This is a genomic window from Actinokineospora sp. PR83, from assembly GCF_021056305.1.
Lineage (GTDB): Bacteria > Actinomycetota > Actinomycetes > Mycobacteriales > Pseudonocardiaceae > Actinokineospora > Actinokineospora spheciospongiae.
Genome location: NZ_JAJCXD010000017.1, coordinates 43,862 through 68,953 on the forward strand (window position 1 = coordinate 43,862; position 25,092 = coordinate 68,953).

22 protein-coding genes and 1 riboswitch are annotated in these 25,092 nt (G+C 73.6%); of the genes, 13 read left to right on the top strand and 9 right to left on the bottom strand.

All coding sequences use genetic code 11. The annotated features are described in order from the left end of the window. The first annotated feature begins 1 nt into the window (after position 1). From L6E12_RS05890 to L6E12_RS35030, 8 genes are all read left to right on the top strand, one after another. Positions 2-214, top strand: coding sequence for an MbtH family protein (locus L6E12_RS05890; RefSeq protein ID WP_236226857.1), 213 nt, complete (start codon positions 2-4; stop codon positions 212-214). Positions 215-292: 78 nt separating this feature from the next. Continuing rightward, positions 293-1,606, top strand: a complete 1,314-nt coding sequence (locus L6E12_RS05895) for a lysine N(6)-hydroxylase/L-ornithine N(5)-oxygenase family protein (protein WP_236226858.1) — start codon at positions 293-295, stop codon at positions 1,604-1,606. Beyond that, a complete protein-coding gene (locus tag L6E12_RS05900) occupies positions 1,603-2,400 on the top strand; it encodes a siderophore-interacting protein (protein ID WP_236226859.1) in 798 nt (265 codons plus the stop codon). Before L6E12_RS05895 ends, L6E12_RS05900 begins: the two co-directional genes overlap by 4 nt. Then, positions 2,397-5,558 carry an amino acid adenylation domain-containing protein gene (locus tag L6E12_RS05905; RefSeq protein ID WP_236226860.1) on the top strand — a complete coding sequence of 1,054 codons (3,162 nt, stop codon included), beginning with the start codon at positions 2,397-2,399 and terminating at the stop codon, positions 5,556-5,558. Before L6E12_RS05900 ends, L6E12_RS05905 begins: the two co-directional genes overlap by 4 nt. Positions 5,559-5,599: 41 nt before the next feature. Further along, positions 5,600-6,583 (top strand): alpha/beta fold hydrolase, encoded by a 984-nt coding sequence (locus L6E12_RS05910; RefSeq protein WP_236226861.1) that lies wholly within the window; start codon positions 5,600-5,602, stop codon positions 6,581-6,583. Positions 6,584-6,631: 48 nt separating this feature from the next. Beyond that, positions 6,632-7,417, top strand: a complete 786-nt coding sequence (locus L6E12_RS05915) for a PIG-L family deacetylase (protein ID WP_236226862.1) — start codon at positions 6,632-6,634, stop codon at positions 7,415-7,417. Positions 7,418-7,530: 113 nt separating this feature from the next. Next, positions 7,531-8,559, top strand: a complete 1,029-nt coding sequence (gene mgrA, locus L6E12_RS05920; RefSeq protein ID WP_236226863.1) for an L-glyceraldehyde 3-phosphate reductase — start codon at positions 7,531-7,533, stop codon at positions 8,557-8,559. A 609-nt stretch (positions 8,560-9,168) separates the two neighbouring features. Next, positions 9,169-11,955, top strand: a complete 2,787-nt coding sequence (locus L6E12_RS35030) for a BTAD domain-containing putative transcriptional regulator (RefSeq protein ID WP_304523858.1) — start codon at positions 9,169-9,171, stop codon at positions 11,953-11,955. Positions 11,956-12,692: 737 nt separating this feature from the next. Here L6E12_RS35030 and L6E12_RS05935 read toward each other — a convergent pair. Next, positions 12,693-13,472, bottom strand: a complete 780-nt coding sequence (locus L6E12_RS05935) for an SGNH/GDSL hydrolase family protein (RefSeq protein ID WP_236226864.1) — start codon at positions 13,470-13,472, stop codon at positions 12,693-12,695. A gap of 179 nt (positions 13,473-13,651) precedes the next feature. Here L6E12_RS05935 and L6E12_RS05940 point away from each other — a divergent pair, with 179 nt between their 5' ends. Beyond that, the gene (locus tag L6E12_RS05940; protein WP_236226865.1) at positions 13,652-14,290 is read left to right on the top strand and encodes a DUF3159 domain-containing protein; all 639 of its coding nucleotides are present in this window, start codon (positions 13,652-13,654) and stop codon (positions 14,288-14,290) included. Here the strand turns inward: L6E12_RS05940 and L6E12_RS05945 are convergent. The 3 genes from L6E12_RS05945 to L6E12_RS05955 form a co-directional block, all read right to left on the bottom strand. After that, positions 14,284-15,186, bottom strand: a complete 903-nt coding sequence (locus tag L6E12_RS05945; RefSeq protein WP_236226866.1) for a BadF/BadG/BcrA/BcrD ATPase family protein — start codon at positions 15,184-15,186, stop codon at positions 14,284-14,286. The two genes, L6E12_RS05940 and L6E12_RS05945, sit on opposite strands and share 7 nt — an antisense overlap. Positions 15,187-15,243: 57 nt before the next feature. Next, on the bottom strand, positions 15,244-15,750 hold the full coding sequence (locus L6E12_RS05950) for a helix-turn-helix domain-containing protein (protein ID WP_236226867.1): 507 nt from the start codon (positions 15,748-15,750) through the stop codon (positions 15,244-15,246). A 79-nt stretch (positions 15,751-15,829) separates the two neighbouring features. Then, entirely contained in the window at positions 15,830-16,870 is a 1,041-nt protein-coding gene (locus L6E12_RS05955; protein WP_236226868.1) for an SIS domain-containing protein, read from the bottom strand. 146 nt (positions 16,871-17,016) lie between these two features. Here L6E12_RS05955 and L6E12_RS05960 point away from each other — a divergent pair, with 146 nt between their 5' ends. The 3 genes from L6E12_RS05960 to L6E12_RS05970 all read left to right on the top strand — a co-directional run bounded on the left by L6E12_RS05960 (position 17,017) and on the right by L6E12_RS05970 (position 20,116). Further along, positions 17,017-17,769: a GntR family transcriptional regulator gene (locus L6E12_RS05960; RefSeq protein ID WP_035284910.1), complete on the top strand. Its 753-nt coding sequence runs from the start codon at positions 17,017-17,019 to the stop codon at positions 17,767-17,769. 2 nt (positions 17,770-17,771) lie between these two features. Further along, a complete protein-coding gene (locus L6E12_RS05965) occupies positions 17,772-19,268 on the top strand; it encodes an MFS transporter (RefSeq protein WP_308074245.1) in 1,497 nt (498 codons plus the stop codon). A gap of 593 nt (positions 19,269-19,861) precedes the next feature. Continuing rightward, positions 19,862-20,116, top strand: coding sequence for a hypothetical protein (locus L6E12_RS05970; RefSeq protein WP_236226869.1), 255 nt, complete (start codon positions 19,862-19,864; stop codon positions 20,114-20,116). A gap of 218 nt (positions 20,117-20,334) precedes the next feature. Here the strand turns inward: L6E12_RS05970 and L6E12_RS05975 are convergent, their stop codons facing one another. From L6E12_RS05975 to thiO, 4 genes are all read right to left on the bottom strand, one after another. Then, complete coding sequence (locus tag L6E12_RS05975) at positions 20,335-20,772, bottom strand: MarR family winged helix-turn-helix transcriptional regulator (protein WP_236226870.1); 438 nt, start codon at positions 20,770-20,772, stop codon at positions 20,335-20,337. Between the two features lie 28 nt (positions 20,773-20,800). After that, the gene (locus L6E12_RS05980; RefSeq protein WP_236226871.1) at positions 20,801-21,556 is read right to left on the bottom strand and encodes a thiazole synthase; all 756 of its coding nucleotides are present in this window, start codon (positions 21,554-21,556) and stop codon (positions 20,801-20,803) included. A gap of 3 nt (positions 21,557-21,559) precedes the next feature. Next, the gene (gene thiS, locus L6E12_RS05985) at positions 21,560-21,760 is read right to left on the bottom strand and encodes a sulfur carrier protein ThiS (RefSeq protein WP_236226872.1); all 201 of its coding nucleotides are present in this window, start codon (positions 21,758-21,760) and stop codon (positions 21,560-21,562) included. Continuing rightward, on the bottom strand, positions 21,757-22,860 hold the full coding sequence (thiO, locus tag L6E12_RS05990) for a glycine oxidase ThiO (RefSeq protein WP_236226873.1): 1,104 nt from the start codon (positions 22,858-22,860) through the stop codon (positions 21,757-21,759). The genes thiS and thiO overlap by 4 nt, the downstream gene beginning before the upstream one ends. Next, a riboswitch (TPP riboswitch) is annotated at positions 22,849-22,957 on the bottom strand. (Overlaps the previous gene by 12 nt.) 52 nt (positions 22,958-23,009) lie before the next feature. Between thiO and thiE the strand changes: the two genes are divergently transcribed. Then, complete coding sequence (gene thiE, locus L6E12_RS05995; RefSeq protein WP_236226874.1) at positions 23,010-23,687, top strand: thiamine phosphate synthase; 678 nt, start codon at positions 23,010-23,012, stop codon at positions 23,685-23,687. Here thiE and L6E12_RS06000 read toward each other — a convergent pair. Next, positions 23,684-24,985: an APC family permease gene (locus tag L6E12_RS06000; protein ID WP_236226875.1), complete on the bottom strand. Its 1,302-nt coding sequence runs from the start codon at positions 24,983-24,985 to the stop codon at positions 23,684-23,686. The genes thiE and L6E12_RS06000 overlap by 4 nt on opposite strands. Positions 24,986-25,092 lie beyond the last annotated feature (107 nt).

Sequence of the window (25,092 nt, forward strand, 5' to 3'; positions counted from 1 at the left end):
CATGACGAACCCGTTCGAGGACAACGACGGCACGTACCTGGTGCTGGTCAACGCGGAGAACCAGCACTCGCTGTGGCCCGCGTTCGCTGAGGTGCCCGCGGGGTGGGCCGTCGCGCACGACAGCGACACCCGCGCCGGGTGCCTGGCCTACGTGGAGGAGCACTGGACCGACCTGCGCCCGGCGAGCCTGGTGCGCCAGACCACAGAGCGGTGATCGCGGGGGGCTCCCCCTGGGCAATTGTTTAGGTTAGCCTCGCCTATGTTGGGCAGCGTCGGCCAGAAGGGAACGGTTGTGAGCAGCGAGGTGTACGACCTGGTGGGAATCGGGTTCGGGCCGTCGAACCTGGCCCTGGCGATCGCTGTCGACGAGCACAACCGGCGCAACCCCGGGGAGGCGCTGCGCACGGTGTTCCTGGAGAAGCAGGCAGACTTCGGCTGGCACCGGGGGATGTTGATCGGCGACGCCACCATGCAGGTGTCGTTCCTCAAGGACCTGGTCACCATGCGCGACCCGGCCAGCGACTTCAGCTTCCTGTGCTACCTGCGCGACCGCGGGCGGCTGGTGGACTTCATCAACCACAAGACGATGTTCCCGCTGCGCACCGAGTTCCACGACTACTTCGAGTGGTGCGCCGCCCGCGTCGCCGACCAGGTGGCCTACGGCCGCGAGGTTGTCTCGGTCCGCCCGGTCGAGGTCGACGGCGAGGTCGCGTACTTCGACGTGGTGGCCCGCGACGGCGACAACGCCGTCACCTACCGGGCGCGCGACATCGTGGTGGCCACCGGGCTGCGCCCGCGGCTGCCCGCCGACGCCATCCCGTCGGAGCGGGTGTGGCACAACATCGAGCTGATGCACCGGGCCACCGCGCTCGCCGAGTCCGCGCCCAAGCGGGTCCTGGTCGTCGGCGCGGGCCAGAGCGCGGCGGAAACGGTGGCGGAACTGCACTCCACGCTGCCGGACACCGTCGTCACGGCCGTCTTCGCCCGCTACGGCTACGCCCCCGCCGACGACAGCCCCTTCGCCAACCGCATCTTCGACCCGGAGGCGGTCGACCACTTCTACACCGCCTCCGACGACGTCAAGCGGATGCTGCTCGACTACTCGCGCAACACCAACTACTCCGTCGTCGACATGGACCTCATCGAGGAGCTGTACCGGCGGGAGTACCGCGAGCGGGTCAGCGGCAAGAAGCGCCTCGACATCCGCAACGCCTCCCGCGTCACCTACGCCCGCGAGACCGACGACGCCGTCTACGCCACGGTGGAGTTCCTCCCCACCGGCGAGACCGAGGTGCTGGAGTGCGACGCCGTCGTCTACGCCACCGGCTTCCTCCCCGGTGACGTGTTCGACCTGCTCGGCCGCGCCTCGTCGGTGTGCACCCGCACCCCGGAGGGCAAGGCCGTCCTGGGCCGCGACTACCGGTTGGAGACCGCGCCCGGTGTCACCGCCGGGATCTACGTGCAGGGCGGTTCCGAGCACGCGCACGGCATCACGGTGACCCTGCTGTCGAACACGGCGGTCCGCGCGGGCGAGATCCTGGCGTCGCTGCTGCGCCCGGCCGAGGCGCGGGTCACCGAGCCCCTCCTGGTGGAGGTCGCGCTGTGACCGCTGTCCTGCGCCCGCCGCTGGCGATCACCTCCGCGGAGGTCGTGTCCGTCGTCGACCTGACCCCGCGGATGCGCCGCATCACCCTGGGCGGCCCTGGCCTCGACGGCTTCGCGGGCGACCGCCCGGCGGACGCGATCAAGCTCCTGCTGCCGCCCGGCGGCGTCGGCGCCCCGCCGGTCGCCTCCTGGGGCGCCGACGGGCTCACCCTGGCCGACCCGGCGGCGGAGTTCGAGCTGCGCACCTACACCGTGCGCCGGTTCACCTCCGGCCTGCTCGACGTGGACGCCGTGCTGCACGGCCACGGCCCCGGCACGAGCTGGGCGCGCTCGGCGGCGGTCGGCGACCCGGTCACCTTCCTGGGCCCCCGCCGCGACTTCCCCGACGACCTGGCCGAGTCCGCCCCGGACCTGCTGCTGGTGGTGGGCGACGAGACCGCGATCCCGGCCGCCGCGGGCATCGCCGAGGCGCTCCCCGAGGGCGGGCGCGCGGTGTTCCTGCTGGAGGTCGACGACGCCGCCGACGAACTGCCGCTGACCTCCCGGGGTTCGCTGTCGGTCACCTGGCTGCACCGCGGCGGCGGCCGGTCGCTGGCCGACGCGGTCCGCGCCGTGGCGCTGCCGCCGGGCCGCACCCGCGCCTGGGTCGCGGCGGAGAGCGGTGTCGCGGTGGGGCTGCGCCGGGTCCTCCGCCGCGAACTGGGCCTCGGCCGGGGCGACGTCACCGCCTTCGGCTACTGGCAGCGCGACCGAGTCGCCGACGACATCGACGACGTGCCCGAGGAGCCGAGTTGATCCCGCCCCACCCGGCCGCCACCCCCGACCCGGCCAACCGCCACACCCCGTTCCCGCTCAACGACCAGCAGCAGGCGTACCTGCTCGGCCGCACCGGCGTGTTCGAACTGGGCAACGTCTCCACGCACGCGTACTACGAGTACGAGGGCCACCTCGACCCGGCGCGGTTCACCGCCGCCTGGCGCCGCGCCATCGCCCGCCACGACGTCCTGCGCACGGTCGTGCTCCCGGACACCAACCAGCAGCAGGTCCTCGCGGACCCGGGCGAGTTCACCCCGGTCCTGCGCGACCTGCGCGGCACCGACCCGGAGCCCACCCTCACCGAGATCCGCGACCGCCTCTCCCACGAGGTCCGCCCCGCCGACCAGTGGCCCCTCTACGCGGTGGAGATCTCCCTCCTCGACGACCCCGCCGCCCCAGCGGGGGAACGCGCGCGCGAGGAGTTCTGCCGCGTGCACGTCAGCTTCGACGCCCTGGTGCTGGACTACCTGAGCTGGCAGCTTCTCATCGCCGACCTCACCCGCTTCTACGCCGACCCCGACCTCGACGTGCCGCCGCCTGCCATCGGGTTCCGCGAGTACGTGCTGGCCGAGGCGGAACTGGTCGGCACCGACCGGTACCGGCGGGCGGCGGACTACTGGCGGGCGCGCATCCCCGAGCTGCCGCCCGCGCCCCGCCTGCCCACCGCCGTCGACCCCGCGTCGGTGCGGCACCCGCGCTGGTCCAGCCGCCTGGACACCATGCCCGCCGACGACTGGGCGGCGGTGAAGCTCACCGCGGCGAAGGCCGGGCTGACCCCGACCGTGCTGTGCCTGGCCGTGTTCGCCGAGGTGTTGACCGCGTGGAGCGAGTCGGCGCGGTTCTCGGTCAACGTGCCGAGGATGAACCGGTTCCCGCTGCACCCCGACGTCAACGTGCTGCTGGGCGAGTTCGCCTCGTTCTCGCTGCTGGCGGTGGACAACCGCGAGCCCGCGCCGTTCGTCGAGCGGGCCAAGGCGTTGCAGAAGTCGTTCTGGGCGGACCTGTCGCACCAGGAGTTCTCCGGGGTGCGGGTGCTGCGCGAGCTGGTCAAGGCCGGTGGCGGGACTCGCGGCGCGGTGATGCCGGTGGTGCTGACCTCGACGATCGGGTTCACCGCGGGGGAGAACCCGCTGCTCGGCGAGCGGCTGCCGCGGGTGTTCGCCATCTCGCAGACCCCGCAGGTGTACCTGGACGTGCAGATCGAGGAGACGCCCGCCGGGCTGGTCTACAACTTCGACTCCGTCGACGGGGTGTTCCCGGACGGTCTCGTCGGTGAGCTGTTCGCCGCCTTCGGCGCGGTGCTCGCCCGGCTGGTCGACCCCGCCGCCTGGTCCACTGTGGACTTCGCATTGGCCGGGCCGAGCCGGGTCGACGGGCCGGTGCGCGACATCCCGGAGGAGCTGGTGCAGGACGCGTTCCTGCGCCGGGTCGCCGAGCACCCGGACAAGGTCGCCGTCGTCTGCGGCGAGACCGCGCTGACCTACGCCGAGCTGCACGAGAAGGCGCGGCGGATCGCGTCCTGGCTGCGGGTGCGCGACGTCGACGGGCCGGTGGCGATCGTGCTCGACAAGGGCTGGGAGCAGGTCGCCGCCGCGTACGGGGTGCTGCTCGCCGGATCGCCCTACCTGCCGATCGACGCCGCCGCGCCGCAGGCCCGCAGCGCTGCCATCACCGCCCGGGCAGGCGTGTCCGTGGTGCTCGACCGGGCCGCCGTGGCCGTCGCGTTCGCCGAGGACGTCGTGGACTTCCCCGCCTCCCGGCAGACCCCGGACGACCTCGCCTACGTGCTGTTCACCTCCGGCTCCACCGGCACGCCCAAGGGCGCCATGATCGGCCACCGCGGCATGGTGAACGCGCTGACCGCCACCGTCGAGGAATTCGGCGTCGGCCCGGACGACGTGGCCCTGGCCGTGACCGCGCTGCACCACGACATGTCCACGTTCGACCTGTTCGGCGTGCTCGGCGCGGGCGGCACCCTGGTGGTCCCGACCGCCGACCGCGACGCGGAGCACTGGGCGGGCCTGGTGCGCGAGCACGGGGTGACCGTGTGGAACTCCGTCCCGGCCATGGCGGAGATGCTGCTGGAGGTGAGCACCCCGCGGCTGCGGCTGGTGTTCCTCGGCGGCGACTGGGTCCCCCCGCGCGTGGCCGCCCGGCTGGGCGGGGCCACCGTGGTCTCCGTCGGCGGCCCCACCGAGACCACGCTGTGGAACATCTGGCACCGGGTGACCGCCGCCGACCTCGCCGGTCCGACCATCCCGTACGGGCGGCCGATCGCGAACACGGCGTACCGGGTGCTCGACGAGCGCGGGTTCGACCGGCCGGTGGGTGTCGCGGGCGAGCTGCACTGCGCCGGGCCCGGGGTGGCTCAGGGGTACTGGGGCGACCCGGAGCGGACCGCCCGGTCTTTCATCGACGTGGACGGCGAGCGGTGGTACCGCACCGGCGACCTGGGCAGGCTGCGCGCCGACGGGGTGCTGGAGTTCGTGGGCCGGGCCGACGCGCAGCTCAAGGTGCGCGGGATGCGGATCGAACCCGGCGAGGTCGAGTCCGTGCTCGCCGCCGCGCCCGGGGTGCGCTCCGCGGTCGTCGTGGGCGTGCCGAACGAGTCCGGCCCCGGCTACCGCGCCCTCGCCGGGTACGTCACCGGCGCCGTCGACCCCGAGGCGGTGCGGGCCGCGGCGCGGTCGGCGCTGCCCGAGCACATGGTGCCCGCCACCGTCACCGTGCTGCCCGAGCTGCCGCTGACCGGCAACGGCAAGGTCGACCGCGCGGCGCTCACCGCCGCCGTCCCGGCCGCCGCCGAGCACGTCGAACCCGAGGGCGCCCTGGCCACCACGATCGCCGAGACCTGGGCCGACGTCCTCGGCGTCGACCGGGTCAGCGCCACCGCCGACTTCTTCGCCCTCGGCGGCGACTCGCTGCTGGCCACCCGGGTCCTCGCCGAGCTGCGCGAGGTCCTCGACACCCCGGACCTGCCGCTGATGGCGCTGTTCGGCACCGGCACCGTCGCGGGCATGGCCGAGGCGCTGCTGGCCGCCGAGGCGGAACCGGGCAGGCTCCGCCGCGTCGCCGAGCTGTACCAGGAGGTCATGTCCCTCAGCGACGACGAGGTGGCCGCGGAGCTGACCCCGTGACCCCGGCTACCGTTGGCGTTCCGCCGACGAGGGGAATGGACGTGGCCGACCGGATTCCGACGCCGTGGGTGCGCTGCTTCGCGCAGCGACCGGGGGCGGCGCGCACCCTGCTGTGCTTCCCGCACGCGGGCGGGGCGGCCAGCTCCTACCGCGGCTGGACCGCGCACCTGCCCGAGGACGTCGAGCAGTGGGTGGTGCAGTACCCGGGCCGCGAGGACCGGATCGCGCACCCCATGGTCGACGAGATGGACGCCCTGGTGGACGCGGTCGTGGCGGCCGTGGAACCCGCCCTGGACCGGCCGGTGGTCGTGTTCGGGCACAGCATGGGCGCCTCCGTGGCGCACGAGGTGGTGCTGCGGCTGGCCGAGCGGCGCCCCGGCCTGGTGCGGCGGCTCGTGGTGTCCGGTCGGCCGGGGCCCGCGGATCAGAAGCCGCGCGAGGAGTTCGTGCACCTGCGCGACGACGCGGGCGTCACCGCGGAGCTGACCACCCTCGGCGGCACCGCGGCCGAGGCGTTCGCCGACCCGCAGCTCGCCGAGATGCTGCTGCCGGTGATCCGCAACGACTTCGCGCTGATCGAGCGGTACCGGCCGGGCGGCGCGGTGCTGGACCTGGAGGTCGTGGCGATCACCGGGGACGCCGACCCGTCGATGGCGGCGGAGACGGTGGACTCGTGGGCCGCGGCCACCACCGGGCCGTTCACCCGACACGTCCACCCTGGCGGCCACTTCTACCTGTACGACCACCTGCCCGCCGTCGTCGAGGCGGCGCTGGCACCGGAGAGGGGAGCGGGCGTGTCGTCGGACGCGTTCTCGGTGGAGGGCCTGCGGGCCTCGGTGGCCGAGGTGCTGGGGGTGCCGGTCGAGGAGGTCGGCGCGGACACCGGGCTGTTCGAGCTGGGGCTGGACTCGATGCGGATGATGATGCTGTCGGTCCGCTGGCAGGCGCTGGGGGTCGAGGCACCGTTCGCCGACCTCGCGGAGAACCCGACCGTGCGCGCCTGGTCGCGGCTGCTGTCAGCCTGACGCCCGCTGTTCTCCCTTTCGTCGGGGGCTGCCGCTAACGTTCGGCGCATGGCGACTCTGGTGACGTTCCACGCGCATCCCGACGACGAGTGCATCTCCTGCGGCGGGGTGATGCGCAAGGCCGCGGACGAGGGGCACCGGGTGGTGCTGGTCGTGGCCACCCGCGGCGAGGTCGGCGAGGTCCCCGAGGGGTTCCTGGACTCCGGTGAGGAGCTGTGGGAGCGCCGGGTCCGGGAGACCCACGCCGCGGCCGAGGTGCTGGGGGCCGCGCGGGTGGAGTTCCTGGGCTACGTGGACTCCGGGATGATGGGGGAGCCGACCAACGACGCCCCCGGCACGTTCTGGACCGCGTCGGTGGAGGAGGCGGCCGAGCGGCTGGCGGTGATCCTGCGCGAGGAGGACGCCGACGTCCTCACCATCTACGACGACAACGGCGGCTACGGGCACCCGGACCACATCCAGGTGCACCGGGTGGGGCAGCGCGCCGCCGAGCTGGCCGGGACCGCCCGGGTGTTCCAGGCCACCATGAACGCCGACCACATGCGGGCCGGGATGGCCGCGGCCAAGGCCGCCGGGGACCTGACCTTCGACCTCCCCGACGAGGAGTTCGACATGGGCAAGCCCGCGTCGGTGATCACCGCCGCGGTGGACGTCTCCGCCTACCTCGACGTCAAGCGCAAGGCCATGCGCGCGCACGCCAGCCAGATCGCGGAGGACTCGTTCTTCCTGGCGATGCCGGAGGAGGGGTTCGCCCACGCCTTCGGGACCGAGTGGTTCATCCGCGAGGGCCAGGGCCCCGGCATCACCGAGACCGACCTGATGGCCGGGTTGTAGCCGCTGCCCGTGCGGTCCGCGCTGAGGCCGGGACCTCGTCACCGTGTGACAATCGGCCCAGCCGGACCGCACCGGGGAACGGGCGCCGCGCGTTCCACCAGCAGAGGAGAACCATGCCGTACCTGGCCGAGGACAGCCGCTACGACCGGATGCCCTACCGCCGCACCGGGCGCAGCGGGCTGAAGCTGCCCGCCATCAGCCTGGGGCTGTGGCACAACTTCGGCGACGACCGGCCCTACGAGACCGGCCGGGCGATCCTGCGCCGGGCCTTCGACCTCGGCGTCACCCACTTCGACCTGGCCAACAACTACGGCCCGCCCTACGGCACCGCGGAGTCCAACTTCGGCCGGGCGCTGCGCGACGACCTGCGCCCGTACCGCGACGAGCTGGTCATCTCCACCAAGGCGGGCTACGACATGTGGCCCGGACCGTACGGGGACCACGGGTCGCGCAAGTACCTTCTGTCCTCTTTGGACCAGTCGCTGTCCCGCATGGGACTCGACTACGTGGACATCTTCTACTCGCACCGGTTCGACCCGGAAACCCCGCTGGAGGAGACCGTCGGGGCGCTGGTGTCGGCCGTGCAGCAGGGCAAGGCGCTCTACGTCGGCATCTCCTCGTACTCGCCGAGCACCACCCGGCAGGCCGCGGAGATCCTGCGCGGCGCCGGGGTGCCGCTGCTGATCCACCAGCCGTCGTACTCGCTGCTCAACCGGTGGATCGAGGCCGAACTGCTCGACACCCTGGCCGAGCTGGGCGCCGGGTGCATCGCGTTCTCGCCGCTGGGCCAGGGGATGCTGACCGACAAGTACCTCGACGGCGTGCCGGAGGGGTCGCGGGCGAGCCGGGACTCGTCGCTGAGCACGGACCTGCTGTCGGAGGAGAACCTGGCTCGGGTGCGCGGGCTCAACGGGATCGCGCAGGCCCGTGGGCAGAGCCTGGCGCAGCTCGCCATCTCGTGGGTGCTGCGCGACGAGCGGGTCACCTCCGCGCTCATCGGCGCGAGTTCGGTGGCGCAACTGGAGGACAGCCTGGCCGCGCTGGACGCGCCGCCGTTCACCGACGCCGAGCTGGCCGCCGTCGACGAGTACGCGGTGGATTCCGGGATCGACCTGTGGGCGTCGTCCCGCAACGCGGGGTAGGCCGGGACGGCGTTCACCCGATGAGCCGCGGTACGGCCCCGGGCGAGGGGGACAACCGCACCGCCGCTCTCCGGGGATTCGGTGTTCCGGGTCACATCGCCTCCTCCGCGCCCGCGGGCGCGGAGGAGGTCGACTGGTTCACCGAACCGGCCGGGTCCGCACCGCTGCTGGACTCGGATCTCCGAACACTCCGCGGTATTCGGCGGTGTGAAGAACGCCGGGGTGGAACCGGCCCCACCCCGTCGCCCCGGTCGGAATTCATCGAGATGCGACAAAACACCCAGAAAGCACTGCGCTGACCAGGTGACCCGTCTGTTTCCCGACGAGTGCGAACTGTTATCTTGATAACGCGGGCGCCACGCGTGCCCGCCTGCTCCACCGGCACTGGACCGGAACGCCCCGCGGTGTTCCCGCTCGGGGTGGGACCTGCTCGTGTCCCGGTCGACCGCGTGGAGTCCGGCCCCGCGGCCGCCGATATCGGGATCGGCGGCCACGGGGCCGTACCCGTTCCGGGTTAGGCCGTCCGGTTGACTCGCGCCACTTCCGCTGACCGAATGCGAGGCAGGCTCTAGGTTTGGCGCAGGTGCGAGTCGAACGCGGGGGTGGCGGATGGCGCACGAGTGGTTCACGCGCGAAGAGGCGCAGGGACCGAGGTTCTGCGTCCTGGGACCGGTCGGCGCGGTGGTGGGGGACCGCGCCGCGGTACCGGGCGGGCCCGGCATCGGCGGTCTGCTGGCGATGCTGCTGCTCGAACCCAACCAGGTGGTGCCGGTCGAGCGCATCGTCGACGTCCTCTGGGACCACGAACCGCCCGCCACCGCGCGCACCATCGTGCAGGGCTACATCTCCCGGCTGCGCAAGTGGCTGTCCACGGTGGACCCGGGGGGCACCACCAGGATCCAGACCAGCGGCGCGGGCTACCGGCTCGCGGTCGAGGAGGCGCGGATCGACGTCGCGCTCGCCAGGCGGCTGCTGGCCGAGTCCCGGGGCAAGCCCGCCGACGTCCGGGCCGAGCTGCTCTCCCGCGCGCAGTCGCTGTGGCGCGGACCGGAGCTGTCCGACATCGCGGGCCGGGTGCGCGCGCCGGAGCTGGCCGAGCTGCGGCTGACGGTCATCGAGGCCCGGATCGACGCCGACCTGGAGCTGGGCAGGCACGACGAGGTCATCGGCGAGCTGGTCGCCCTGGTCGACACGCACCCGTTCCGCGAGCACCTCGTCGGGCAGCTCGTCCTGGCCCTCTACCGCAGCGGCAGGCGCGCGGCGGCGCTGGAGTTCTACCAGCGCTTCGCCCACCGGGCCGCGGGCGAGCTCGGCCTCGACCCCGGCCCCGGCCTGCGCGAGCTGCACAGCCGGGTCCTGCGCGACGACACCACGCTGCTGGAGCCGCGCCCCACCCGGGTGATCACCCCCAGGCTCGGCGTCCTCGTCCCGGCCGAGCTGCCCCCCACCCCGTCCGGCTTCACCGGCCGCGACGCCGACCTGGCCTGGCTCGACCGGCTGCGCGCCGAGGGCGACCCCGCCGCGACCGCCGTCGGCGTGCTGGCCGGACCGGCCGGGATCGGCAAGTCCGCGCTCGCCGTGGTCTGGGGCGCGGGCGCCGCCGCGGCCTTCCCCGACGGCACCCTGTTCGCCCCCCTGTCCGGCTTCGACCCGGCGCACCCGCCCGCCGACCCGGCGGCCGTGCTGGGCCGCTTCCTGATCTCCCTCGGCGTCACCCAGGACGACGTGCCCACCGAGCAGGCCGACCGGGTCGCGCTCTACCGCACCCTGCTCGCCGAGCGCCGGGTGCTGGTCGTGCTGGACGACGCCCGCGACTCCGACCAGGTCCTGCCGCTGCTGCCCGGGGGCAGCTCCTCGGTCGCCCTGGTCACCAGCAGGCGCAGGCTCGACGGCCTGGTCGCCCTGGGCGCCCGGCTGCGGGTCGTGCAACCCCTCGCCCCGGGCGCCGCCGCCGCGGTCATCGCGCACGCGGCGGGCACCACCGCCGCCGCCCCGGACCTGGACCGGCTGGCCCGGCTGTGCGGGTGCCTGCCGCTGGCCCTGCGGATCATCGGCGCCCGGCTCGCCTCCAGTCCACAGTGGTCGGTGCAGGAGCTGGTCGAGCGCCTCACCGACGAGCGCACCCGGCTGGGGGCGCTGCGGGTCGAGGACACCGAGACCGGGGTCCGCGCCGCCCTGGACGTCACCGTCGGCGCCCTGACCCCGGACCGCGTCGAGGCGCTGCGCCTGGTCGGCACCGTCCCCGGCGCCACCACCGGCCCGCACCTGCTCGCCGCCCTCGCCGGGGTCGACGTCGAGACCGCCCGCGACCGCCTGCGCGCCCTCGCCGCCCTGTTCCTGGTCACCGAGACCGACCGCGACGTGTTCGACGCGCACGCCCTGGTCCGCGCCTACGCCCGCGACCTGGCCGCCGACCGCGCGACCCGCCTCCCGGAGGTCCTGCGCTACTACCTGGCGGTCGCCGACCACAGCCGCCGCCACCTGCGCGCCGCCGCCGACGACCTCGACGAGTCCGCCGACCTGCCGCTGCCGCCCATCCCGGACCGCGACGCCGCCCTGGGCTGGTTCGAGACCGAGTGGCCCAACCTCCTCGCCGCCGCCGCCGAGGGCGCCGCCGCGGGCCTGCACGACCAGGTGTGGCGCCTGGCCAGGCTGGCCGGGGAGTTCCGCCGCACCCGCCCCCGCCGCGACGACTGGGCCTGGATCCTCGACCTGGGCCTGGAATCCGCCCGCGCCGCCGGGGACCGCCGCGGCGAGGTGCTGATCCGGCTGAGCCGCTGCGTGCTGCTCACCCGCTTCGGCGAGGAGTCGGAGATCCTGGCCGACGGCGAACGGGCGGTCGCCGTCGCCACCGAACTGCGCGACCCCAGGCTGATGGTCATGGGCCTCAACGCGCTCGCCAGCGCCCTCTACGGCCAGAAACGCCACCAGGACGCCCTCGCCCACTACCACCGCGCCCTCGACCTGGCGGTCCGGGCGGGCTACCGCCTCGGCGAAGCCAACATCCACAACAACATCGCCCAGGTCCACCGCGACCTCGGCGACCTCGCGGAGGCGGTCGCCCCGCAGGCCCGGGCGGTGGACATGTTCCGCGAGGTCGGCGACCTCGGCTTCGTCGGCCTCGCCCTGGCCAACCTCGCCGAGCTGGAGCACGGACTCGGCCACCTCGCCCCGGCCAGGGCCCACGCCACCGAGGCCATCACCCTGGCCGCCACCAACGGCCTGGAACTCACCGAGGCGTTCGGCCGCGAGGTCCTCGCCCGCGTCCTGCGCGAGGAGGGCGACCTGCTCCGGACCAGAGTGGAGCTGGAGAAGGCGGTCGACCTCTACCGGGTCGCCCAGTCCCCGCTCGTCGCCACCGTCCAAGAAAGACTCGACACGCTCCCCGCCGTTTAGCGAGCGGTTAGCCGTGACGCGATGATCACTGGCAGAGTTGCTGCCGGGCGCCGACCTCGCTGTCGACGGCGCCCCCGGGCGGCGAGCATTGGGGGAACGCCGCCCGCAGACCGGCCGGCGACTCCGGGGGGATGTCCGCCGGCCGGTCCGCATGTCCGGGGGAATCGCTTAAGGAAGCTGGGGCCGCCCAAGAGGACAGTCAGTTCCGGACGGTTGAACCGTGCGGAGTGCGCATGTGGGGCACAAGCCAGAAACCGGTCATATCGGTGTTCGGGGTGGGTACCTGGGTTTGACTGTCGATGCGATCGCGGCGCGGCGGGTTTCTCGTCACGGTTCGACAAGTCGCGGCTCGGGTGGGCGGTTGCTCTCGATCGAGGCGGGGTCTTGCCCTAGGCCGTGTCTTGGTTAAAGCCCGGTCGATTGTTGGTGGTGCCCGGGTGGGTGGATCTGCTCGGGCGGGGCCCCTACAGCGATCATGCGCCCAGTGTGACCGAGTGGGGCGAAAAGATGCCCCACAGCCCAAGCAGGCTTGCACATGATCGCTTCCCCCACCCAAGCAGATCCACCCACCCGGGCATTCGGTCGCCGGGCTGGCGGTTTTCGGGGTGGTCGGCGGCTGCGCGCGGTGGGTTTGCGGGTGGCTGGCCCCAGCCTAGGGCAGGTGGTTCGCGGGTGTTGACCGGCTGTGAGGACAGTCCTTCCGAGGTGCCCCGGGGAGACTCCTCCCGGGGCTCGGATCACAGTGCGGCGCGGTCCACGGCGTAGGGCTGGAGGTCCGGGCGCTTGGGGGTCAGACCGTCGCCGAGGGACTCGCCCCGGATCTGTCGGGCCACCCAGGGCAGCAGGTGGGTGGTGGTCCAGGTCAGGTCGTCCTGCCGCAACCGCAGCCACGGCTTCGGCACCTCGGCGGGCAGGGGTTCCCGCCAGTCCTCGTCCACCCGGACCCCGAGCACCTCGGCGGCCCGCAGCGCGATTCGCCGGTGCCCGTCGCTGGAGAAGTGCAGTCGGTCCTCGCACCAGGCCCGCCGGTCGTGCAGCGCGTCCATCGACCACAGGTCCACGACCCTGGCCCCGCGCCGCTCCGCGATGGCGTGCAGGTGCCCGTTGTAGATGCCGACCTTCCCGCGGATGCGGCGCAGCAGCGGCTGCACCTTCGGGTCCGGCCCGGTGAACAGCAGCACCTCCGACCCGGCGTCGCGCAACCGCGCCACGGCGCTGTCGAACAGCGCGGCCACGTCGTCCACGTCGGTGCCCGGGGTGATCAGGTCGTTGCCGCCGCCGCAGATGGTGACCAGGTCCGGGGCGTTCCCCGCGGCCAGCGGCACCTGCTCGTCGACGATCTCCTGGAGCATCTTGCCGCGCACGGCGAGGTTGGCGTACTGGAAACCGGGTCGTTGCAGGGCCATCGCCTCGGCCAGCCGGTCCGCCCAGCCGACGTACGAGCCGTCGGCGCCCACATCCCCCATACCCTCGGTGAAACTGTCCCCGATGGCGATCCAACTCGTCCACCCGTGCACGGTTGACCTCCTTGGCCGCTCAACCCGTTGCCCACCCCAACCAACCGGCCAGTGTGCCCGAGCATTCCCGACCTACGCCACCGTCGGCAAACCCAGCTTAGGGATCCGGCCGCCCGCCGACCACCCATTTCGGGGTGGCGGGACTTCCTGACCCCGCACCGGTGCGGCAGTCTGGAGTCGTGACAGCAGCCAGCGACTCCCTCGTCGATCTGCTCGGCGGCAAGCGAGGAGCGCTCGACGCCACCGCCCCACCGGTGGTCTTCGCCGCCGGGTGGCTGGTTTCCGGGCAGTCCATCGCCTGGGGTGCGGCCGCCGCGGTCGTGGTGAGCGCACTCATCGCTTTGTGGCGCATGTCACGCGGCGAGAAGGTGACCGCGGTGCTCGGTGGCCTGGCCGCCGTTGTCGTGGCGGCCCTCGTGGCGCTCTACACCGGACGCGCCGAGGACTTCTTCCTCATCCAGTTGTTGTCCAACACCGCCAGCAGCCTCGCCTGGGCGCTGAGCATCCTCATCCGCTGGCCGCTGCTCGGCGTCGTCGTCGGCCTGCTGCTGGGGCAGAAGGGCCGCTGGCGCCGCGACCCCGACCTGGTCCGCGCCTACGGCCGCGCCAGTTGGGTGTGGACGGCGCAGTACGTGCTGCGCACCGTCGTCTACGGGCTGCTGTGGTGGTCCGGGCAGGTGGTCGCGCTGACCGCGGCCAGGGTGGTGATGTCGTGGCCGCTGCTGGCGCTGGTGGTGGCCGTGAGCGCGGTCGTGCTGCGGCGCGCGCTCCCGGCGGACCACCCGGGGTTCCGCCACCCGCGGCTCCCCGATCAGTGACGGTGTTTCGGGTGCGGCTGCTCCCCGAACGCGGTCAGGCTCGCCAACCACGCGGCACCGGCGGCGTTGTCGGTGGCCGTCTCCACGGTGTGCGCTGCCAGCAGTTCCCGCAGCCGCACCCCGATCGGGTTGTCGTGCGCGGCCACTGACCCGGCCAGCACGACCGGCCCCTCGACCCACGCCGCCTCCGCCTCCGCGCACAGTGCCAGCGCGGCCCGCTCCACGATGTCCGCGGCCACCGGGTCGTCGACGTGCGCGGTCACCAGCGGCGCGTAGGCCGCCAACCGGATCGGCGGGGCGGCGTTGCACGCGGTGATGAGCGAGCCGAAGTCGCCGACCCCGGCGGCGGCCAGCACCGCCTCGGCCAGCGGCCCGAGCGCCACCCCGGCCTGCAACGCCCGCAGCGTCGTGCGCACCGCCTCCCGCCCCAGCCAGAACGCCGACCCCTCGTCGCCCAGCAGCCAGCCGAACCCGCCCGCGGTCGCCGCCCGCCGCCGACCCTCGATCCGCATGGCGATCGAGCCCGTCCCGGAGATCACCACGGTCCCCGCCTCGGCGTCGGTCCCGGCCACGAAGGCCACCTCGGCGTCGGTCACCACCACCGGCGGCTCGGTCAGCCCGGCCCCGGCGAAGGCGGCGCGGAACAACCCCGCCACCGCCGGGTCGTTCGCCAGCTTCGAGGTCCCCGCCATCCCCAGCACGCAGGCGCCCACCGGCCGCCCCCCGGCGGCGGCGGCGATCGCCGCCCCGACGTTCGCCGCGGCCACCTCGGGCGGGTGCGAGTTCGGGTTGGCCCCGCCCGAGGTGCCGCGCCCCACCACCGCCCCGGAGGCGTCCACGGCCACCGCCCGCGTCGCCGTCCCCCCGCCGTCCACCCCGACCGCCACACCGCGCACGCGGACCTCCCACAATCGACTGCTCCGTTTGGAGTAACATGGGCGGCGCCCGCTCCGTTAAACCCCCTCGACGGAGCGGGCACCTCTTTCCCGGAACGCCGCCGCCCGCTCCGGGTCCATCCCCGGCCCCGGTTCCACGGTCACCTCGTCCGCGGCCAGCCGCTCGTCGCACTCCGAGCACCGCACCGCCGCGTGCGCCTCCTGCCCGCAGCCGCGGTGCCGCAACACCATCGGGGCGCCTGCCCCGCCGTCGAGCCACCGGTCGCCCCACCGCATGATCGCCGCCATGGCGGGGAAGAAGTCGCGTCCCATCTCGGTCAGCGCGTACTCGTAGCGGGTGGGCCGCTCCTGGTAGCGCACCCGTTCGAGCACCCCCGCCCGGGTCAGGCGCTCCAACCGCTCGGTGAGGGTGTTCCTGGCGATCCCCAGTTCCCCCTGGAACCGGTCGAACCGCCGGGTGCCCAGGTAGGCCTGCCGCAGCACCAGGAGCGTCCACTGGTCGCCGAGCAGGTCCATGGCCCTGGCCACCGAACAGGGCCACCGCGCGAACGACGTCCTCCGCATCCGGCCAGTCTAGGCAGCGGTGGGTGTCGCGCGGGGGAACTCACCGCGCTGACCCCCGGTGGGGCGCGACCCGCGCCCGCTACCTCGTGCGGGTGACCTTCCGCAGGCCCCTCGGCTGGTCCGGGTTCCCGCCGCGGGCCAGCGACAGCCCCAGCGCCAGCTGCTGCACCGGCAGCACCTCCAGGATCGGGGCCACCTCCTCGGCGCACTCCGGGACCGCGATCCGCACCGCCGCCCCGGTCTCCCCGGCGGCGGACCCCACCGCCACGACCTCCGCCCCGCTGTCGCGGACGGCGCTGAGCACCGGTCGCAGCGCCGCGCCGCCCGCCCCCCGGCTGGTGATCGCCAGGACCGCCGTGTCCGCGTCCACCGCGGCGACCGGGCCGTGCAGCAGGTCCGCCCCGCTGTAGGACCGCGCCGACAGGTAGCTCGTCTCGGCCAGCTTCAGCGCGGCCTCGGCGGCGGTGGCCGAGGAGTACCCGCGCCCGGTCGTGACCATCCGGTCCACGAACCGCAACCGGCCGACGGCCTCGGCCACCGACCCGGCCGAGTCCGCCAGGGTCTTCTCGGCCAGCGCGCCCAGGTCGGCGACCGCCTCCCCGTTCCCGCCGCGCACCGCGTCGATCAAGTGGTAGAGGGCGAGGAGCGTGGCGCTGTAGGTCTTCGTGGCCGCCACGGCCAGTTCGGCGCCCGCCCCGATGTCCACCGACAGCTCGGCCGCCTCCGCCAGCGGCGACCCCGGCGTGTTGGTCACGGCCACGGTCAGCGCGCCCTGCTCGCGCGCCGCCCGGGTGGCCTCGATCAGGTCGGGCGACCCGCCGCTCTGGCTCACCGTGACGTACAGGACCCCGGACAGGTCCGGGCGGGCGCCGTAGAGGGTGGTGGTGGAGGGGGAGACCAGCCCCGACGGGAGTCGCAGCAGGACCTCCGCCAGGTACTTGGCGTAGAGGGCGGCGTGGTCGCTGGACCCCCGGGCGGCGAACAGCGCGAACCGGGGCGCGGCGGCGGCCACCCGGGCGGCGACCCCGGCCACCCCGTCGCGCGCGGCGACGGCCGCGGCGAGCACCGCGGGCTGTTCGGCGATCTCGGCGCGCATCAGCCGACCGGGCTCGTCCACCATCAGACCGCTCCTCATGCCTCGATAAGGTCTAGACCAATAGTACCAGCTCGACCGCCCCGGACGCGCGGATTTCACGGGGTGTGATCGCGGGGGGCGCACCCGGCAGGGCATTCTGTATCCGGGACGAGAGGTCAGGAGGGGACGCCATGCTCGAGATGTCGACGGCCGATGGGTCGGACGCGGTGGCGCGGGTGCAGCGGGAACCGAAGTACTGGGGGCTCAAGCGGCACCTGCTCGACCTGCTCGGCTCCCTGCCACCCGGTTCGCCGATCCCCACCGAGCGGTCGCTGGCCACCGAGTTCGACGTCTCCCGCACCACCGTCCGCCAGGCCCTGGCCGAGCTGACCGTCGAGGGCCGCCTGCTGCGCGTGCAGGGCAAGGGCACCTTCGCCGCCGAGCCGAAGGTGGCGCAGCGGCTCCAGCTGTCCTCCTACACCGAGGACATGCGCGCGCAGGGCCGCGAACCGTCGTCGAAGCTGCTGGAGGTCTCGGAGATCCCGGCGGAGGCCGACCTGGCCCGGCTGCTCAACATCCGCGCCGGGGCCAAGGTGCTGCGGCTGCACCGGCTGCGGCTGGCCGACGACGAGCCGATGGCCGTGGAGACCACCCACCTGCCGCTGGGCCGCTTCCGTGGCCTGCGCCGCCACGTCAGCGGCGGCGGCTCGCTCTACCAGGTGCTGCGCGAGCGCTTCGACGTCGAGATGGGCCACGCCGAGGAGACGATCGAGACCGCACTCGCCGGGCCGCACGAGGCCGACCTGCTCGGGGCCGACGTGGGGATGCCGATGCTGCTGCTGTCGCGGCACTCCTTCGACACCGAGGAGCGGCCGGTCGAGTGGGTGCGGTCGGTCTACCGCGGCGACCGGTACAAGTTCGTCGCCACGCTGAACCGACCCTGAGCGTGGACACCGACGTCCGGTGGGGCACCGGCGCGGCGCGCGGGGTGCTGGCCACCACGATCCTCGGCTCCGGCATGGCCATGCTCGACGGCAGCGTGGTCAACGTGGCGCTGCCGCGCATCGGTGCCGAACTGGGCGCCTCGGTCGCGGGGTTGCAGTGGATCCTCGACGGGTACCTGCTCGCCCTCGCCTCGCTGATCCTCGTCGCGGGCTCCCTGGGCGACCGCTACGGCAGGCGCCGGGTGTTCCTCGTCGGCGTCGTCTGGTTCGGCGTCGCCTCGGTGCTGTGCGGGCTCGCCCAGAGCACCGAGATGCTGGTCGCCGCGCGGGTGCTGCAAGGCGTCGGCGGGGCGCTGCTGACCCCGGGGTCGCTGGCGATCCTGCAATCGGTGTTCCACCGGGAGGACCGGGCCAGGGCCATCGGCGCCTGGTCCGGGCTCGGCGGGATCGCCGCGGCGGCCGGACCGCTGGTGGGCGGGCTGCTGGTGCAGGTGTGGTCGTGGCGGCTGGCGTTCCTGATCAACATCCCGGTCGCCGCCGTGTGCGTGTGGTCGGCGCTGCGGTTCGTCCCGGAGACCCGCGACGCCGAGGTCACCGGGCACCCCGACGTCGCCGGGTCGGTGCTGGGGGCGCTGGGCCTGGCCGGGATCACCGCCGCCCTGGTCGAGGCGCCCGCCCGCGGGGTCGACTGGCTGGTGGTGTCCGCGGGTGCGGCCGGGGTGCTCGCACTGGTGTCGTTCGTGGTCCTGCAGCGCCGCGGCCGCGACCCGCTGGTGCCACCGGGGCTGTTCGCCGACCGCACCTTCGTGATCGCCAACGCGCTGACGCTGGTGGTCTACGCGGCGCTGGGCGGGGTGCTGATGCTGATGGTGTTGCAGTTGCAGACCTCGCTCGGGTACGCCCCCACCGCCGCGGGCGTCGCCGGGCTGCCGATCACGATCATCATGCTGCTGCTCTCGGCCCGCAGCGGGCGGCTGGCCTCCCGGTTCGGGCCGCGGTGGTTCCTCGTCGTCGGACCGCTGCTGGTCGCCGCCGGGATGCTGCTGATGCTGCGCATCGTGCCCGGGGCCTCCTACGTCGGCGCGGTCCTGCCCGCCGTGGTGGTGTTCGGCCTGGGGCTGGCGGTCGTCGTCGCCCCGGTCACCGCCACCGTGCTCGCGGCGGCACCCGACCGGTACGCCGGGGTGGCCTCCGGGGTCAACAACGCCATCGCCCGCACGGGCAACCTGCTGGCCGTGGCGGTGCTGCCCGCCGCGGCCGGGCTCACCGGCGCGGCGTACCGGGACCCCACCGCGCTGACCTCCGGGTGGCGCACGGCGCTGGTGATCTGCGCGGTCCTCGCCGCGGGCGGCGGCCTGCTGGCGCTGGGCGTGCGGGGCAACGTGCTCGCCGACCCCGAACCACCCGCCCCGGCGGGCGCCCCGCACCCCGGGGACTGCCTGCACTGCTCGGTCGACTCACCGCCGACCCACGTCGTCCCGTCCCGACCCGGCGGCTGACCCCCGCTACAGGGCCTCCGGGTGCCCGCTCATGGACAAGGGGCGGCACAAAGTGGGCAAGCCCCAGGGGGCGGGGCCAGGCCGCATCTATGCACGTCTAGTTGAAAAGGGCCCACCGCTGCAACGGTGGGCCCCAACCGGTGCTCGCCTGGACTGTCAGGATCAAGCCACGGGAGGGTCGAAACCCTCTGGACCAGTGTCGCACTCCTCGCTCACTCAGGAGGCGTCTGCGACCCGACAGAAGCATGACAAAAGTTCGACACAAGCTTGCGTGATCGACCTGCGTGGACAGATGTAGGGGGTCGGCAACCCCATCCTCGCTGGCGCCAAAACATATATCGAAATCTACTTGAAAGCCATTTTTTTCAGAAAAAAATTGCTTAAAATAATGCGCATTAGCGGTTTTTCGACTTGCTCCCTGATGCTCGGGTTGAGACGCGACACGCGGGCTCCGCGTGGCGAGGATGGTCGCGGGTGTGCAACACTGGCAGGACTCGGGCAATGCAAAGCTGGCTGCAACCAGCGCCGAGTGAATCGCCTGGACTGGTTGAAAGGATCCACCTGTGAAGAGTTGTCAAATCCATGCGCCATGCATGGTCGAACCAATCCTGCCGCGTTCTCGCAGGCAGGTGGCGCACGCGGACGTCGTGGTGATCCTGATCTTCGTCGTGGGGGTCGCCGCATCACTGGTAGCTGCAGGTCGCAGCATCCAGGACGCGCTGGTTCTGGTTGGTGCGGCTGGACTGCTCGCCGCAGAGATCGCCAGGCGCCTGATCATGGTCAAGCGTCAAGGTGTAGCGGCGGGAACGCCCTGTCAGCGCTTCCTCGGCAACGGAGATCGCGAGTAGAAACCCGATCTTTTTCGGATTCTGCTTGTTCTGCCGAGATGGAAGGTGTACTTGGTGCACACACATTTCTGTAACCGGCTGTCGGGCCTCTACGTTCGTGTGTCATGAATTAGTTTCAATGTAAGCCCATGCTGTGATCTTGCGCAGTGCAAGGCGCTGTGGAGTTCGCACGACGTGCGAACTCCACAGCGCCTTGGGGGCCTGCAAACGCGTATGCGTCAGGCCTCCGGGGTCCCGACCAGCAGGGCCTCCAGGACCGGGATGGACTTGATCAGCAGTTCGCGGTCGGCGGGCGGGAGGCCGTCGAGGCGGCGGCTCAGCTCCTGCATCCGGGTGCTGCGCACGCTGGAGACGACCCGCTCGCCCTCCTCGGTGGCGGTGACCAGCCAGGCCCGGCGGTCGGCCGGGTCCGGTTCGCGGTTGACGAAGCCGGAGTCGACCAGGCCCGCGACGATGCGGGACATGGTCGGGGCGGCCACGCCCTCCTTCGCCGCCAGGTCGCCGAGGCGGAGGGTGCCCGCCCCGGACAGCGTGGACAGCGCCGAGATCGAGCCGTGGCCCATGCCGGTGCTGCCCGAGCGGCGCAGTGAGCGCGACAACCGGCCGATGGCCAGGTACAGGCGGGCGGGGACGTCACCGTCAGCCGAAGTCGTCATACCTCATTGTGCCCAGGGCGGGCGCGGGTCAACGCGGAGGGCTGGAGGCCTGGGCCCAGAACCGCCGCGGGATGCGGCCCGCCGACCTGGCCAGCCTGCCCGCGGTGACCGCCGCGCGCATCGCGGTGGCCATCTTCTCCGGGTCGCCCGCGCGGGTGACGGCCGTGGCCAGCAGTACCGCGGCGCAGCCCAGTTCCATGGCCATGGCCGCGTCGGAGGCGGTGCCGACACCCGCGTCCAGGATCACCGGGACGCCGGCGCGGGTGGTGATCAGCTCGATGTTGTGCGGGTTGTTGATCCCCAGGCCGGTGCCGATCGGCGAGCCCAGCGGCATGACCGCGGCGCACCCCGCCTGCTCCAGGCGCAGGGCCAGCACCGGGTCGTCGTTGGTGTAGGGGAGCACCACGAAACCGTCGTCGACGAGCTGGGCGGCGGCGTCGAGCAGCTCCACCGGGTCGGGCAGCAGGGTGCGGTCGTCGGCGACCACCTCCAGCTTCACCCAGTTCGTGCCCAGGGCCTCGCGGGCCAGTCGGGCGGTGAGGACGGCCTCGGCGGCGGTGCGGCAGCCCGCGGTGTTCGGCAGCGGGTCGATGCCCAGCCTGCGCAGCAGCTCCAGCACGCCGGAGCCGCCCGCGGTGTCCACCCGGCGCAGCGACACCGTGGTCAGCTCGGTGCCGGAGGCCACCAGCGCCCGCTCCAGGACCGCCAGGTTCGCGGCGCCGCCGGTGCCGGTGATCAGCCGCGACGAGTACTCGCGGTCGGCGATGACCAGTGGGTCGTCCACGGCTCAGCCCCCCTGCACGGCGGTGAGGACTTCCAGCTGGGCCCACGCGGGCACGGCCGTGGTGGCGTGGGCGTTGCGGGGGACCACCTGCCCGTTGAGCGCCACCGCGGTCCCCGAGGTGGGCAGCGCGAGGGCGGCCAGGACGTCGGCCACGGTCGCGCCGTCGGGGACCTCTCGTTCGGTTCCGTTGACCTCGATCGTCATGTCGCTCCAGGGAATCGGGACGGGGCCGCGGCCAGCACGTGGTCGGGCGGGGTGTCGCCGCGCAGCAGGGCCACCACGGCGTCGGCGGTGACCGGCGCCATCAGCACGCCGTTGCGGTGGTGCCCGGTGGCGACCAGCACCCCGGGGCCCAGGCGGCCGAGCAGCGGCAGGTTGTCCGGGCTGCCCGCGCGCAGCCCCGCCGCCGCCTCCACCACGGCGTACTCGCGCACGCCCGGCAGCACCCGCTCGGCGTCGGTCAGCAGGTCGCGCACCCCCGCCGCGGTGACCTCGGTGTCGTAGCCGACCTCGTGCTGGGTGGCGCCGACGACGAGTTCGCCGCCGTCGCGGGGGACGAGGTAGACCGGGCGGGACTCGACGTGCGCGCGCAGCGTCCTGGTGGGCGGCGGGAGCGCGCTCGGTCGGGACCGCAGCCGCAGGACCTCGCCCTTGACCGGGCGGACCAGGGTCTCCAGGGCGGGGTGCAGGGCGCGGCTCCAGGCGCCCGCGGCGATCACCGCCTCGTCGCACTCCACTGTGGAGCCGTCGGCGAGTTCGACACCGCCGTCGCGCACCGAGACCGCTTGGCCGGTGTGGAATTCCACACCCGTGGCGGTGGCCTGGGCTGCCAGCGAACGCAGCAAACGCCTGCTGTCAACGGACAGGTCACCGGGGACCAGGAGTCCACTTCGGACCGGTGAGGTGCCCGGCTCCAGCTCGCGGACCTGCCGCGCGGTGAGCCGCCGCACCTCCCGGCCCAGCGAGGAGAGGAAGTCGGCCAACCGGTGCTGGTCCTCGGCGTCGGCGGCGTCCAGCGCCAGGGCGAGGGTGCCCTCGCGGCGCAGGCCGGGCGGGTCGGTCAGGTCGGCGGCGAAACCGGGCCAGCGGGCCAGCGACTCGGCGCCGAAGGCGAGCACGTGCTCCTCGCCCAGCCACGCCTCGGTGACCGGGGCCAACATGCCCGCCGCCACCCAGGACCCCCCACCGCGCAGGGGAGTGGGGTCGATCACGGTGACCAGCCTGCCGGTGGCGGCCACCCGCCAGGCGGTGGCCAGGCCGATGACACCGCCACCCACGACGGCGATCCGCTGCACGTTCCTCATCACGCTCCCTGCGCCGGCATGACCCGGATCAGGTTCGACGGTCGGAGCGCGCTGTGCTCCCTCTCAGCCCGTTGTCCGGACTCCCGTGCGACCAGCCCCCACCGTAGCGCAGACCCGCCCGGGCGGCCGGAGGGGATAGCGTCGGCGCCATGCCGGGACTTGACGGGGACCAGATCAGGCGCAGGCTCGCCGACGCGCGGCTCTACCTGTGCACGGACGCGCGGACCGAACGCGGCGACCTCGCCGACTTCGTGGACGCGGCGCTGGCGGGCGGTGTCGACATCGTCCAGCTACGGGAGAAGGGGATGGAAGCCGGGCCTGAGCTGCGGGCCCTCGCCGTGATCGCGGAGCTGTGCGCCGCGCACGGGGCGCTGCTGGCGGTGAACGACCGGGCGGACGTGGCGCTGGCGGCCGGGGCCGACGTGCTGCACCTGGGGCAGGACGACCTGCCGGTGCCCGCGGCCCGGCGGGTGGTGGGGGAGGAGGTGGTGATCGGGCGGTCCACGCACGACTTCGGGCAGGCCGTGGCCGCCTCGCACGAGGCCGGGGTGGACTACTTCTGCACGGGGCCGTGCTGGCCCACGCCGACGAAACCCGGTCGGACCGCGCCGGGGTTGGAGCTGGTCCGGGCCACCGCGGAGGCTGGTCCGGCGCGGCCCTGGTTCGCGATCGGGGGGATCGACCTGGAGCGGTTGCCCCGGGTTGTGGACGCCGGGGCCTCTCGGGTTGTGGTGGTGCGGGCGATCACGGAGTCCTCCGACCCGAAGGGAGCCGCCGAGTTGCTCTCGGGTGCTCTGCGCGGTTCGCCCCCCGCCCCGGGGCACTAGACCGTGGCGGACTCGGTGCGGCGGGCGCGGAGGACGTTCGCCAGGGCGAGGAGGCCGCCCAGGGCCAGGAGGACGGCGCCGCGCAGCCAGACCGCCGCCCCGATCTGGGTGAACAGCAGCAGGCAGGAGGCCAGGCCGAGCCAGGGGACGGGGGTCCAGACGCGGAAGTGGGGCTTGTCGTCGGGGCGGCGGCGGAGGGCGAGGACGGCGGCGTTGGTGGCGGTGAAGACGACCAGCAGCAGGAGCACGAGGGTCTCGGCGAGGGCGGACACGCCGCCGGTGACGGCCAGCAGCAGCGACAGCGCCGAGGTGGCGAGCACGGCCACCCAGGGGGTGCGGCGGCCGGGGAGCACGTGCGACAGGACGGGCGGGAGCAGGCCGTCGCGGGACATGCCGTAGGCCAGGCGCGAGGACATGATGCCCGTGAGGAGGGCGCCGTTGGCGACGGCGACCAGCGCGATCGCGGCGAACAGCCACAGCGGCACCGCGCCCGCCGCCCGCACGACCTCCAGCAGCGGCCCGTCGGAGCCCGCCAGCACGTCGGTCGGGACGGCGGCGCCCGCGGCCAGGCCGACGAGCAGGTACACCGCCCCGGCGGTCAGCAGGGCGCCGAACAGGGCGCGGGGGTAGGAGCGCAGGGGGTCGCGGACCTCCTCGGCCAGGTTGACCGAGGTCTCGAACCCGACGAACGAGTAGAACGCCAGGACCGCGCCGGCCAGCGTCGCGCCCACGACGCCGTTCTCCGGCGTGCCGACCTCGACCAGTTGCCCGGGGTCGCCGTCGCCGCGCAGGACGACCCAGAGACCGAGGCCGACGACCAGCAGCAGCCCGCCCACCTCGACCGCGGTCGCCACCGCGTTCGCGCCGAGGGACTCCTTGACGCCGCGGATGTTGAGCGCCGCCAGGGCCGCCAGGAAGACCACCACCACCGGCAGGACCGGCGCTGACACCAGCTCGCGCAGGTAGTCGCCCGCGAACGCCCTGGCCAGCGCGGCGACGGACACCACACCGGCGGCCAGCATGCAGAAGCCGACCACCGACCCGGCGACCCGCCCGAACGCCTCGGTGGCGTAGCGGGCCGACCCTCCCGCCTGCGGGTACCTGGTCGCCAGCTCCGCGTAGGACGCCGCCGTGAGCGCCGCCAGGCCCAGCGCGACGGCCAGCGGCAGCCACACCGCGCCCCCGGACTCGGCCGCGACCTCGCCGACCAGGACGTACACGCCCGCGCCGAGGATGTCGCCCAGGATGAAGAAGTACAGCAGGGGTGTGCCCACAGCCCGCCGCAACGAGGTCGCCATACCCGTCCCAGTACCCGCTGCGGCCCGCTCCCACCCGCTGATCCACGCGGGACCGCGTTGGCGGGTGGAGGTTCGGGTGGGCGAAAGCCCCAGCTCGCAGGGTGCGA